The 11,832-nt window shown below is 74.2% G+C and carries 11 protein-coding genes; 6 read left to right on the forward strand and 5 right to left on the reverse strand.

The window, feature by feature from the left end; all coding sequences use genetic code 11:
• Positions 1 to 10 precede the first annotated feature (10 nt).
• On the forward strand, positions 11 to 544 hold the full coding sequence (locus tag AB5J73_RS02805) for a GtrA family protein (protein ID WP_370967804.1): 534 nt from the start codon (positions 11 to 13) through the stop codon (positions 542 to 544).
• On the opposite strand, the gene AB5J73_RS02810 is transcribed toward AB5J73_RS02805, so the two are convergent.
• Together AB5J73_RS02810 and AB5J73_RS02815 are read right to left on the reverse strand one after the other, a co-directional pair.
• Positions 434 to 1,138 (reverse strand): GNAT family N-acetyltransferase, encoded by a 705-nt coding sequence (locus AB5J73_RS02810; protein ID WP_370967806.1) that lies wholly within the window; start codon positions 1,136 to 1,138, stop codon positions 434 to 436. The two genes, AB5J73_RS02805 and AB5J73_RS02810, sit on opposite strands and share 111 nt — an antisense overlap.
• A 189-nt stretch (positions 1,139 to 1,327) precedes the next feature.
• Complete coding sequence (locus AB5J73_RS02815; RefSeq protein WP_370967808.1) at positions 1,328 to 2,524, reverse strand: helix-turn-helix domain-containing protein; 1,197 nt, start codon at positions 2,522 to 2,524, stop codon at positions 1,328 to 1,330.
• A 189-nt stretch (positions 2,525 to 2,713) separates the two neighbouring features.
• On the opposite strand from AB5J73_RS02815, the gene AB5J73_RS02820 reads away from it, so the two are divergent.
• From AB5J73_RS02820 to AB5J73_RS02835, 4 genes are all read left to right on the forward strand, one after another.
• Positions 2,714 to 3,916 (forward strand): PucR family transcriptional regulator, encoded by a 1,203-nt coding sequence (locus AB5J73_RS02820; RefSeq protein ID WP_370967810.1) that lies wholly within the window; start codon positions 2,714 to 2,716, stop codon positions 3,914 to 3,916.
• Between the two features lie 498 nt (positions 3,917 to 4,414).
• The gene (locus tag AB5J73_RS02825; RefSeq protein WP_370967812.1) at positions 4,415 to 5,347 is read left to right on the forward strand and encodes an alpha/beta fold hydrolase; all 933 of its coding nucleotides are present in this window, start codon (positions 4,415 to 4,417) and stop codon (positions 5,345 to 5,347) included.
• A 216-nt stretch (positions 5,348 to 5,563) separates the two neighbouring features.
• Complete coding sequence (locus tag AB5J73_RS02830; protein ID WP_370967814.1) at positions 5,564 to 6,919, forward strand: helix-turn-helix domain-containing protein; 1,356 nt, start codon at positions 5,564 to 5,566, stop codon at positions 6,917 to 6,919.
• An 18-nt stretch (positions 6,920 to 6,937) separates the two neighbouring features.
• Positions 6,938 to 8,134 carry a PucR family transcriptional regulator gene (locus AB5J73_RS02835; RefSeq protein ID WP_370967816.1) on the forward strand — a complete coding sequence of 399 codons (1,197 nt, stop codon included), beginning with the start codon at positions 6,938 to 6,940 and terminating at the stop codon, positions 8,132 to 8,134.
• A gap of 1 nt (position 8,135) precedes the next feature.
• On the opposite strand, the gene AB5J73_RS02840 is transcribed toward AB5J73_RS02835, so the two are convergent.
• Positions 8,136 to 8,819 (reverse strand): methyltransferase domain-containing protein, encoded by a 684-nt coding sequence (locus AB5J73_RS02840; RefSeq protein WP_370967818.1) that lies wholly within the window; start codon positions 8,817 to 8,819, stop codon positions 8,136 to 8,138.
• Positions 8,820 to 8,847: 28 nt separating this feature from the next.
• Here AB5J73_RS02840 and AB5J73_RS02845 point away from each other — a divergent pair, with 28 nt between their 5' ends.
• Positions 8,848 to 9,231 (forward strand): MerR family transcriptional regulator, encoded by a 384-nt coding sequence (locus tag AB5J73_RS02845; RefSeq protein WP_370967820.1) that lies wholly within the window; start codon positions 8,848 to 8,850, stop codon positions 9,229 to 9,231.
• Here AB5J73_RS02845 and AB5J73_RS02850 read toward each other — a convergent pair.
• Positions 9,220 to 10,362 (reverse strand): KR domain-containing protein, encoded by a 1,143-nt coding sequence (locus AB5J73_RS02850; protein WP_370967822.1) that lies wholly within the window; start codon positions 10,360 to 10,362, stop codon positions 9,220 to 9,222. The two genes, AB5J73_RS02845 and AB5J73_RS02850, sit on opposite strands and share 12 nt — an antisense overlap.
• Positions 10,363 to 10,487: 125 nt before the next feature.
• A complete protein-coding gene (locus AB5J73_RS02855; protein ID WP_370967824.1) occupies positions 10,488 to 11,831 on the reverse strand; it encodes an AMP-binding protein in 1,344 nt (447 codons plus the stop codon).
• Position 11,832 lies beyond the last annotated feature (1 nt).

The following is an 11,832-nucleotide window of genomic DNA, read 5'->3' on the forward strand; positions in this document are numbered from 1 at the left end:
TGGAGGAACCATGCCCGAGCCGCGAGAGCTGCTCCGCTTCGCCGTCGTCGGCTCGGCCGCGTACGGGGTCACCCTACTGGGCGACTACAGCCTGAAGCTCACCGTGTTCCGGGAGAAGCCGGTGACGGCCCTCGCGATCGCCACGATCGCCTCGACGGCGTTCGCGTACCTGCTGTCCCGGCGCTGGTCGTTCGCGGGCCGGGGCGGGCACCGGCGGCTGCGCGAGGCGACGCTGTTCTTCGCGGTCAACGCGGGTGCGGTGGCGGTGAACCTGGTGCCGCCGCTGGTGTCGCGGTACGTGCTGCTCCTGTCGGTCCCGCACGTGGGTTTCGCGGCGCAGGAGATCGCGGACTTCGTCGCGGGGATGGTGCTGGGCACGGTGGCCGGGACGGCGTTCCGCTGGTACGGCTACCGCCGGTGGGTGTTCCCGCGGTCAGCGCCACCAGTTGGCGTCCCCCAGGCCGGTGAACCCGAGCTTGTCGTAGAGCGGTTTCCCGGCCCGGGCCGCGGTCAGCGTGACGGGGCGGTCCTCGAAGTGCCGTAGGACGGCGTGCATGAGCGCCCGCCCGACGCCCTTCGAGCGGTGTTCCGGCAGCGTGGTGACCCAGTAGACCCCGCCGACGCCGCCGTGGTCCATGGTGACGCAGGCGCCTTCGCCGTCCTTGACGAAGACGGCCTGGTCCAGGAGCGCGGGCGGGAAGACCGTCCCGGGCGCGAGGGGCTGGTACTCCTCCAGCGGAAAGCCGTGGACGACGATGTCTTCGGCTTTCCCCAGCTCGGCGACGGTCCGGACGCGGCTGACCGTCGTTTCGGCCGGCACGGGCGCGGGTTCGCGGACCATGACCGGCAGCTGCCCCGCGGTCATCCCGAGATCGTCGAGGTCGAGCACGCGGAAGGGGTCCTCGACCACGACGGTCCGGCCGTCGGCCCGCTTGACCCGGGCGAGTTCGGTGAGCTCTTGGGTGGTGCTCTCGTCCGGCTCACCGGTGCGCAGCATGATCCGGAAGCGGCGGCCGTCGACGGCGGTGAAGCCAGGGCGTTCGAGGACGCCATCGCCGCGGGCCCGGGCCAGCGCGGTCCACATCGCGACGGCGTTCTCGCTGGCTTGCCGCAGCCGCTCGGTGAGCAATCCGGTCATGCCGGGCAGCTTAGGGTCGGTCGCGGTCCGGGAGGTCGTGACCGAGTCGTGCACCTCTGGTCCGGTGACCACTGCTCCCCAAGGTCGCGAATGACTCATTGGGGACCTCCGAAGTCCCCAATGAGTCATTCGCGACACCACCGCGGCCGCCGGCACCACCCGGCCTCACCGAGACACCGGCCTCAAGGGTCAGCCGCGGTCCGGGAGCGCCCGCTCGGCCAGCAGCGCCAGCTCCAGCCGCAGGCGCTCGCCCGGGTCGTCCAAGCGGGCCCCGAACAGCTCCGACAGCTTCTTCAGCCGGGCGCGGATCGTCTGCGGGTGCAGGTCGAGCAGCCGGCCCAGCTCCGGGGCGCTCCCGCGCGTCTGGACCAGCGCCAGCAGCGTCTCCGCCAGCTGCTCCCGCCGCCGCCCGGACAGGCCCGACAGCGGCTCCAGCGTCGTCTCCGCGAGCTGCGTGACGAGGAACTCGTCCGCCAGCAGGAGCAGCGTCGTCACGTGGTCGCGGCACCAGACCACCGGGCCCGGCGCGTCCAGCAGCCCGCGCGCCGCCAGGTCGACCGCGCGGCGGGCCACCCGGAACGACTCGGGGGCCGACGCGAGCGGGACCAGCGGGCCGACCGCCGCCGTCCAGCCCGCCGGGAGGGCGGCCAGGCCCGCCAGGTCCGTGTCCGGGGCCGGGGTCAGCGCGGCCGGCGGGTCGCCCGCCGGGTCGGCCGGGACGTGCTCGGGCAGCAGGCCCGGCGGGAACTCCGGGGCGCCCGGCAGCGCCCGGAACGCCACCGCGGCCACGCGCGAAGGCACCGGGAGCCCGGAGGCGGCGACCAGACCGTCCACTTCGGCCGGTGTGCGGCCGCCGAGGAGGGCGCGCAGCACGCGGCGGTGGCGTTCGCCGGTGCCGGACACCGCCGCTTCGGCCGCGCTGTAACCCTCCGCGACCGCCGCCATCGACGTCTCGACGTCGGCGAACATGCCCTCGGCCGCGCCGTACAGGACGTCGCCGGACAGGCCGGCTTCCCGTGCGATGTCGGCGATCCACCGCCAGGTCACCCGGCTCGACACGCGCACGGCCGCCTGCACGGACTCGCGGCTCAGGCCATTGTGGAACGCCGCGCGCCCGTGCCCGCGGAACTCGGCGAGCCGGTCGGCCTGCCACATCGCGGGCGTGCCGACGCGGTCGATGTCGCGCTCGATCCCGCGCCGCGCCTGCTCGATGGACGAGACGCGCAGCGGGCCGGCGGCCAAAGTCCGGGAATATTCCGGAACCTCGGCGGCGATGGCGTCGACGCAGGCCCGGGCGATCTCCGGGATCCGCGGCCGCACGGCGTCGCCGAGCTCGTGCGGCAGCCGGGCCCACACGGAGCCGTCCGAGGCAGCGGGAACGCGCATGGGGAATTCAGTCCTCCACTGGGAATTGGCGCCTCAGAAATAACCCCCGCCACCTGACACGGAGCGTAGAACCCACACCCGTCCGTGTCAAAAGGACGGGTGCGCGTCACCCTTTCAGGGAACCAGTCGTTGATTATTCCGTCACGCACCGGTCGGATACGCTCAGCTGACACCGGACTCGAAGGGGGATTGGTGGTCGAGTACCGCAGCTTCCGCCTGCTGGCCTCGCTGCCACGCGCGCTCGGCGCGGGCCTGCGCCCGCACGTCGGGCACGCCGCGGCCGCGATGATCCAGGAGGTCCAGCGCACGGTCCCGGCCTACGGCCAGCCGCTCAAGGGCATTTTCGGGAAGGTACTGGTCAAGAGCGTCGAGTACGCGGTGCAGCACTGCGTCGACTCGATGGGCGAGCCGGACCTGTCCCACGAGCACTGGCTCGAGTTCTACCGCGGCCGCGGCCGGATCGAGTTCACCGAAGGCCGCAACCTCGACGCGCTGCAGGACAGCGCCACGATCGGGGCGAGGGTGGCCTGGCGGGCGATGCACCCCGGCGTCGTCGCGGCCGGCGTCGACCCGGCGGTCATCTCGGTCGCGGCGGAGGCCATCTTCGCCTACGTCGACGAGCTGTGCGCGACCGCGATCGAGGGCTACCAGCAGGCCCAAGCCCAAGCCGAAGGCGCCGTCCCGGTCCGGCGGCGGCGCCTGCTGGAGCTGATCGTCCAGGGCCCGGAAGGCGCCGCGAGCAGCATCGCGGAGCTGGCCGGCGGTGCGGGCTGGCCGCTGCCGGAGACCGCGGCGATGGTGGCCCTCGAGCGCGGCCCCGACGCGGCCGACTTCCCGGCCGACCTGCTCGGCGACGGCGTCCTGGCCGACCTCGACGGTCCCGAGCCGCACCTGCTGACCCGCGATCCGGACACCGAGCTGGCGCCGCTGGCGGCCAAGCTCGACGGCTGGCGCGCGGCGGTCTCGCCGACGGTCCCGCTGGCCGACGCCCCGGCCGCGCTGCGCACCGCCCGCCGCGCGCTGTCGCTGTCCGGCCCGGACACCCCCGGCCCGATCATCTGGTGCCGCGACCACCTGGCCACGCTCTGGCTGCTCGCCGAGGACTTCCTGGCCGCCGAGCTGGCCCGCCAGAGCCTCGACCCGTTCGCCTCGCTCACCGAAAAGCAGCGCGACCGGCTGGGCGAGACGCTCCTGGCCTGGCTGGAGACCCGCGGCGGCGCCCCGGAGATCGCCCAGCGTCTGGGGGTGCACCCCCAGACGGTCCGCAACCGCCTGCGCCAGCTGGAGGAGCTGTTCGGCGACCGCCTCAAGGACGCGGACGACCGGCTGGGGATGCAGCTGGCCCTGCGGGCGCAACGCCTGATGCGAGCCCACCGGCCATCCGACGGCTGACCGCAGCCCGCAAGCACCCCAATGTGGCGTTGGTTGCGTCCAGCGCACCCAATGTGGCGTTCGGTGCGTCTGACGCACCGAACGCCACATTGGGGCGCTTGGGGGCACCGGCTCAGCGGCGCGTCCGCGCGGGTGCGCCGCCCCGGGGGTGGGCGGGGCCGCCGAGCACGCGGTCGAGCGCGCGCACCGGCATCGGCAGCACCCGGCGCCAGGGGCGGCGGGCGGGGCTGCGCCGCGGCAGGCCGGGGGCGAAATGAATACTCGCGCGGCAGGACATCAGCGCGTCCGGTGCGTCATTGCGACCATGCCTTCGAGAATTACCCGGATACCGGCGGAATGTCGATACACTTTCCCCACACCCCGGGAAAACCCGCACGCGCACGCGGCTTTCCGCAAAACTTCTTGTCATGCTCGGCGCGGATTCCGGCGCGGTGGTGTTCACCACACCGGCGGAAGTAGTCGGATGCCCTATTTTCGGGTTCGCGAGAAAGGCCGCCGATGACACTCGAGACGCACGACCTCACCTTGCACGGCCGGCACATCCGGTTGCACGAGCACCTGCCCGGCCCGGACGCCGGGGACGAAGCGATCGTGCTGCTGCACGGGATCGCGGGCAGCGCCGAGACCTGGGCACCGGTGCTGGAACGCTGCGCCGCACTCGGCCGCCGGGTCCTCGCGCCGGACCTGCCGGGGCACGGGGAATCCGACGCGCCGCGGACGGACTACGGGCTGGGCGCGATGGCGAGCATCGTGCGGGACGTGCTCGCGGTGTCCGGCGTGCGGCACGCGACCGTCGTCGGGCACTCGCTCGGCGGCGGCATCGCGATGCAGTTCGCCTACCAGTTCCCGGAAATGTGCGACCGCCTCGTCCTGGTCGGCAGCGCCGGCCTCGGCCCGGAGGTGAGCCCGGTGCTGCGGGCGACCGCGCTGCCCGGGGCGCGGCTCACCGTGGCGCTCGCGGTGAACCGGTGGACGCTCGCGATCGCGCGGGCCGCCGCCCGCGCGGGACGGCGGCTCGGGGGATCGTTGAAACCTGAAACACGGGAACTGGCCAGGCACTTCGGCTCGCTGGCGGACCCCGGGCGGCGGCGCGCGTTCCTCGCCATCGCACGCAGCCTGATCGACCTGCGCGGCCAGCGCGCGAGCGCCGTGGAGAAGCTCTACCTGGCCGAATCCGTGCCGATGCTGCTGGTCTGGGGCGCGCGCGACCCGCTGATCCCGGCGGTGCACGGAAGCCGGACCGCGGCACTGCTGCCGGACAGCCGCTTGACGGTGCTGGAAAACGTGAAACACTTTCCACACGTGGCCGATCCGGACGGGTTCTGCCTGCTGCTGAACGAGTTCGTCTCGGGGACCACGCCCGCGCGGCTGACGCTCGACGACGTCGTCGCCCGCCTCCTGGCCGGGAACCCCGTGCGCGAAGCCTCCTGAAAAGTTGTCACCCGCGCACCATCGGCTCCCGGCGGAAGTGTCACCTCCCCTCGCGGCGTTCCACCCGTTCGGGTGTAGTCCGGACGGGTTACCCCAAAGTCAGCGGAGAACCCGTTGACAGTGCCGTTCGCGCGAAATTATGTTGCCTGAGCCACAAAAATCGGATCGGCTTCGACGACGAAGAGGCCGATTTTGTTGCCAGCAAGGATAAAACACATGACCGACGTGGACACCGGGTTCGCCGGCCCCGCTCTGCGGGCAAACCGGCCCCATCCCGGCGAGCGCTCTTCCGGACCGGCTTACCGGCAGCAGTCCGTGTCGGCCGACCGGCCCCGGCCCGCCTACCCACCCGCCCCCCGGACCCCGGTGGACCCCCAGCACGGCCGCGTTTCCGGCGCCATCGGGCTGTGGGCTTCGCTGCCCCGCGAACTGGCCGTGCGGTTCAAGCCGCGGGTCGACCCGCTCGCCCGCGCCATCCTGCAAGAGGTCCAGCGGGCGGTGCCCGAGTACCGCCAGCCGCTCGAAGGCGCGTTCGGGCACATCATCACGCAGGGTGTGCGGCAATCGATCATCCAGTGCCTCGACAGTGTCGGCACCCCCGGTGCCGTCCCGCTCGAAACGTGGACGACCGTGTTCCGCAACCTCGGCAAGATCGAGTTCAACGAGGGCCGCAGCCTCGACTGCCTGCAGACCGCGTACCGGGTCGGCGGGCGGGTCGCGTGGCGGCACATCTCGGAGTTCGGGCAGGCCGCCGGCCTCGCCGCCGACACGCTGTGCACGAGCGCCGAGGCCATCTTCGCCTACGTCGACGAGATCTCCGCGCTGTCGATCGAGGGCTACACGGCGGCCCAGACGCGGGCCGCCGGCACCCGGGCCCGCCGCCGGAGACGGTTGCTCGACCTGCTCCTCGCCGATCCGCCGTCCGCGCCGCAGACCATCACCGCGCAGGCCGCCACGGCGCAGTGGCCGCTGCCGGCCGAGGTCACGGTCGTCGCCCTGGAACCCCGGTCCGACCAGCACAGCCTCGCCGCGCCGGACCTGCACTCGGACGTCCTCGTCGACCTCGAGGGCAGCGAACCGTGCCTGGTCACCGGCGACCCGGCCAAGCACCTGACCAACCTGCCCGAGCGGCTGCGCGGCTGGCGCGCGGTGGTCGGCCCGACCGTGCGGCTCACCGACGCGCCGCGGTCGCTGCTCTGGGCGCGCCGGACGTTGAAGCTCGTCCAGCGCGGGGTGCTGCCGGACGCGCCGGTGACGCGCTGCACCGACCACCTGTCCACGCTGTGGCTGCTCGCCGACGAGTTCCTGGTCCGCGAGCTGTGTTCGCGCAGCCTGGAGCCGTTCAAGGACCTCACCCCGAAGCAGCGGGCCCGCCTCGGCGAGACGCTGCTGATCTGGCTGCAGTCCCGCGGCAGCGCGCCCGAGATCGCGAAGCGGCTCAAGGTGCACCCGCAGACCGTGCGCTACCGCATGCACCAGCTGATCGACCTGTTCGGCGACCGGCTGAACAACGCCGACGACCGGCTCGACATGGAGATCGCCCTGCGCGCGGAGGCACTCCTCGGTTCCTGACCACGATGAGGTGGGCGGATGACGGGACCACCCGTCGAAACGACGTACGGGCCGATGCTCGGCGGCGACGGACGGCCGGGCCAGCTGTGGGCCCTGCTCCCCCGGGAGCTGGCCGCGGTGTTCCGGCCGCGGATGCTGGACGTCGCCGACGAGGTGCTGCGCGAGATCCAGCGGACCATCCCGGATTACGCGCGGCCGCTCGACGGCGCGTTCGGCAAGGCGCTGCGGGCCGGCGTGCAGGCGGCGATCCTGCAGTTCATCGACCGGATCGCCGCGTCCGGCCCGGCGCCGGACGACCGGCGGAAGCTGTTCGTCGGGCTCGGCGTGCACGAGCTCGCGCAGGGCCGCAACCTCGACGTCCTGCAGGCGGCCTACCGGGTCGGCGCGCGGGTGACCTGGCGGCGGATGGCGGAGGTCGGGACGCGGGCCGGCGTGCCGTCGGCGACCCTGTGCCTGCTGGCCGAGGCGATCTTCGCCTACATCGACGAGCTGTCCGCGTTGTCGATCGAAGGCCACGCGGCGGCGCAGGCGCGCGCGGCGGGTGCGCTGGAACGGCGCCGCCGCCGGCTGCTGGACCTGCTGCTGGCGGACCCGCCGTCGCCGTCGCGGACGGTGCAGGAAGCCGCCGCGGCGGCGGACTGGCCGCTGCCGCACCGGCTCGTCGCGGTGGCGCTCGACGGGGCCGGCGACGTCGGCGGCCTGGACGCGCTGGAGGACTTCGAAGACGGGACGCCGCGGCTGCTGCTGGCCGCGCCCGAGGACCGCGGCGCGCTGACGGCCGCGCTGGCCGGGCACCGCGCCGCGGTCGGGCCGCCGGTACCGCCGCGCCAGGCGGCCCGGTCGCTGGCGACGGCGCGGGAAGCCCTGCGCCTGGTGGCCGCCGACGTCCTCCCGGACGAACCGCTGACGTGGTGCGAAGACCACCTCGCGACGCTGTGGCTGCGCAAGGAACCCTTCCTCGCCACGGAGGTGTGCCGCCGCCGGCTGGCCCCGCTGACCGCGCTGACGCCGAAGCAGTACAACCGCCTCGCGGGCACGCTGCTCGCGTGGCTGGAGACGTGCGGCAACGTCCGGGAGGTCGCCGACCGGCTGGCGATCCACCCGCAGACGGTCCGCGCCCGGGCCCAGGAGCTGGAAACCCTGTTCGCGGACCACCTCCGCAACCCGGACGACCGCTTCGAGATGATCCTCGCCCTCCGCGCGACCTTGACGTAGCTCAGCGGCTCCCGGCCGCCACCACGAACGGGACCGCCACGAACAACCGGTCCTCGCGCGCCCTGGCCGTCTGTTCGTCGAGCCAGGCGCCTTCGCCGCCGAGGTCGGCGAGCATCGGCAGGCACGCGGCGTCGGTCCAGACCGCGGTGCGCACCTCGACCGTGACGTCGGTGAACCCGTTGTCCAGCAAGAGGTTCCGGTAGCGCCGCGCGACCCGTGGGCTGGGCACCCGGTCCGCGCGGGCGTGGACGAGCGCGCGGGTGCGCGCGGGGTCGTCGGAGTCGATCACGAAGGTGTCCCAGTCCTGCCCGGTGAGCACCGCGCGCCCGCCGGGGACCAGCACCCGGCGGGCTTCGCGGACCGCCTGCCCGGGGTCGGCGAGGGTGTGCAGCACCTTGTCGGCGCGGTAGCCGGTGACCGAACCGCCGGCCAGCGGCAGCGAAGCCGCGTCGGCGACGTGGAATTCTCCCGCGGGCCAGCGTTCGGCGGCGGCCTCGACCATGGCGGCGTTCAGGTCGACGCCGATCGCGCGGACCCCGCGGGCGGCCAGTTCACCGACCGCGCGCCCGCCGCCGCAGCCGACGTCGACCACCGTCGTTCCCAGTCCTCGGTAGGTGAGTTCTCGCAGGTCACGGGCCTGGGGGCGGTCGTCGAAGGCGTCGAGGAGAGCAAGCAGCGTGGACATGGCCGTCATCCTGCGACTTAATGTCGGCATGAAGTCAATAGGCGAGGTGGCGGCCCGGTTCGGGGTGCCGGCCCACGTGCTGCGCCACTGGGAGGCGGAGGGGCTGCTGGCGCCCGCGCGCGCCGGGAACCGCCGCCGCTACACCGACGCCGACCAGCACCGGGTCGCGGCGATCCTGGTCTCGAAGGAGGCGGGTCTCGGCCTCGCCGACATCCGGGCGGTGCTGGCGGCCGAGTCCGCGTCGGCGCGTGAAGAACTGCTCGCCGAGCACCGGCGGCGGCTGACGGCGCGGCTCGCCCGGACGCAGGCCGCGCTCGACCTGCTCGCCGGCGGCCCCTGCCCGCACGACGACATCATGACCTGCCCGCACTTCCGCGGCCTGCTGGCCGGGCGGCTGCCCTCAGACGCCTGACGCGTCCTCCCCGAACAGCTCCGTGCGCTGCACGAATTCGTCGAGGACCGCCGAGAAGTACGGCCGCCAGACCGCGGGCGAGAGCTGCCCGGTGCCGACCCGGGTGATCGCCGCGGGGAGCCCGCGGGACCGCCGCCAGGCCGCGAACGCGTCCAGCCAGGCGTCCGCCGCCGCCCCGCCGACCCGGCCCGGCGAACCGAACAGCGCCGTGGCCGGCGAGCACAGCAGCCACCAGCCGGGCGGGGTTTCCGAGGTGGCTTCGTGCAGCCGCCGCGCCCCCAGCACCCGGGCCCGCCACGCGGTGTCGGCGTCCTCGGCGAACACCCCGGCCGCGTGCACGATCCCCCGCAACGGCAAGCCACCCGACGTCGCTTCGGCGATCAGCCGGTCCGCGACGCCGGATTCGGCGAGGTCCCCGGGGACGACCACGACGTCCGCGCCGGGGAGATCGGCCGCCCCGCCCCGCCGTCCGGAAAGGACGATCCGGGTGGCCCCGTGGTCCGCCAGCCAGCGCGCGGTGGCCAGCCCGAGCGTGCCGAACCCGCCGGTGACCACGTACGCCCCCGGCCCGGCGGGGACTTCGGGGGCGACGGGGACGCGGGTCAGCCGCGCCGCGTACCGGACGCCCCCGCGCCAGCGCACTTCGTCCTCCGGTGCGTCCGCGCGCAGCTCGCGCGCCAGGGAGTCCACAGTGGAGCGGACGTCGAAGTCGGCGATGCTCGCCCGCAGGTCCGGGCGTTCGCAGGCGAGCACCCGGATCAGCCCGCGCAGGAACTCCAGCCCCGGTTCGCCGTGCGCCCGCGTCACCAGGTGGAAGCGGACGCCGCGGTCGAGCCGCGCGACCACCGCCGAGATCGTGCGCAGGAGCTCGCGCGCGTCTTCGGGGTCGTGGTAGGCGTGCGGTGCCCCGGTGAGGAAGACGACGCCGCGAACCGGCCGTCCGGCCAGGAACCCGGGCAGCTCGCCGATGTCGTCCTGCGGCAGCGAAAGAGCCTCGTCGCCGGTCTCGGCCAGGGTCAAGGCGAGCGAGACGGCCCGGGCGAGCGCGGCCGGGTGCTCGTCGGTGAGCAGCAGCCACGACCCCGGCGGCAGCGGCGGCACCGGCGGCAAGGGCGCCTCGGGCCAGGTCACCTCGAACGCCCGGGTGGCGAACGGGACGCCCGCCGACCTGTCGTGGAGGCCACTTCGAGGAACTTGAAGTTCGTCGAAGTGGCCTCCACGAACCTCGGCGGCGTGTTCGTCCTCCACCGGCCCGGTCACCGCAGGCCGTCCGGGGTCGGCAGGCCGGCCAGGTAACGCTCCCGGCACTCGGCCCGGGTCGGTGGCAGCTCGCCCGCGCTCAGCACGACGACCCGGCGCGGCGTGAGCCCGTGCCGGGTCGACAGCGCGCCGCGCACGGCCCGCTCGACCGCACCGCGCGGCGGGACGATCCCCGCGGCCAGCTCGACGACGAGGACGACCTGCGCGCCGGGGACGGCGAACGCGGCCGCGTCCCGGACCGCCGGATGGGCTTCCCCGGCGGTCGCTTCGAGGTCCCGCGGGTGGTGCCCGGCGGCGAAGTCGGCGTCGAGGACGGACAGTTCCCCGGATTCGGCGAGGACACCGAGGTGCCCGGTCCGCAGCCACCACCGCGGCTCGTCGTCCCCGGCGATGAGGGCGCAGAAGACGCGGGCGGACTCCGCCGGCCGGTTCCAGTAGCCGCGGGCGACGTTCGGCCCGCTCACCCAGATCTCGCCGGCTTCGCCCGCGGGCAGCCGCCGTCCGCCGGGGTCGACGATCGCGACGCGCTGACCGGCCGGGTGTCCACAAGCGACCAGCGCGGTCGCTTCGGCCACGGTGTAGCACACCCGCAGCTGCCCGGCCGCGAACGCGGCGCGCACCCGGGCCAGCTCCGGGTCGGCGAAGCTCACCAGAGTGGTGACGGGGCCGAGCTCCACCAGGGACTCCAGCCGCGCGGAGACCACCACCGGCCGCCCCGTCACCAGCGGCACCGCCACGCCGAGCAGCAGGCCCAGCGGATCGCCGCCCGGCAGCCGGCTCACCAGGGCACCGGGTCCCAGCACTCCCGCCGCCTGCCGGGCGTTGGCGACGACGTTCGCGTGCGTGACCAGCACCCCGCCCGGGTACTGCAGGTAGGCCACATCCCCGGCGGCCACCGGGTCCTCGGTGAAGCCCGGCGCATCGGGAACGGCGTCCACGGCGAGCACCCGGTGCCCGCAGGTGTCCAAAGTGGCCAGGAAGCGCCGGGTCGCCGCGACCGTGGCCGAAGTCGCCAGCACGATCGCCGGTTCCGCGTCCGCGAAGACGCGAGCGCGGTCCGGGCCGGCCGGGATCGCGACCAGGCCGGCGCGGAGCGCACCGAGGAACGCGACGACGTGCTCCACCGGGTGCGCGACGAGGACCGCCGCGCGCTGTCCCCGTTCGGTGACCTGGCGCAGGGCCGCGGCGACGGCGGTCACCCGGCGGTCCAGCTCGCCCCAGGTCACCGTCGTCGCTTCGCCGTCGTCGAGCCAGGTAAGCGCTTCCTCCGTTCCCGCGGCCGTGGCGCGGGCCGTCAAGAGGGTGGCGAGCGTGGTGGCCCGTTCAGAACTCGTGAGCATC

Source organism: Amycolatopsis sp. cg9 (assembly GCF_041346945.1).
Taxonomy (GTDB): Bacteria; Actinomycetota; Actinomycetes; order Mycobacteriales; family Pseudonocardiaceae; genus Amycolatopsis.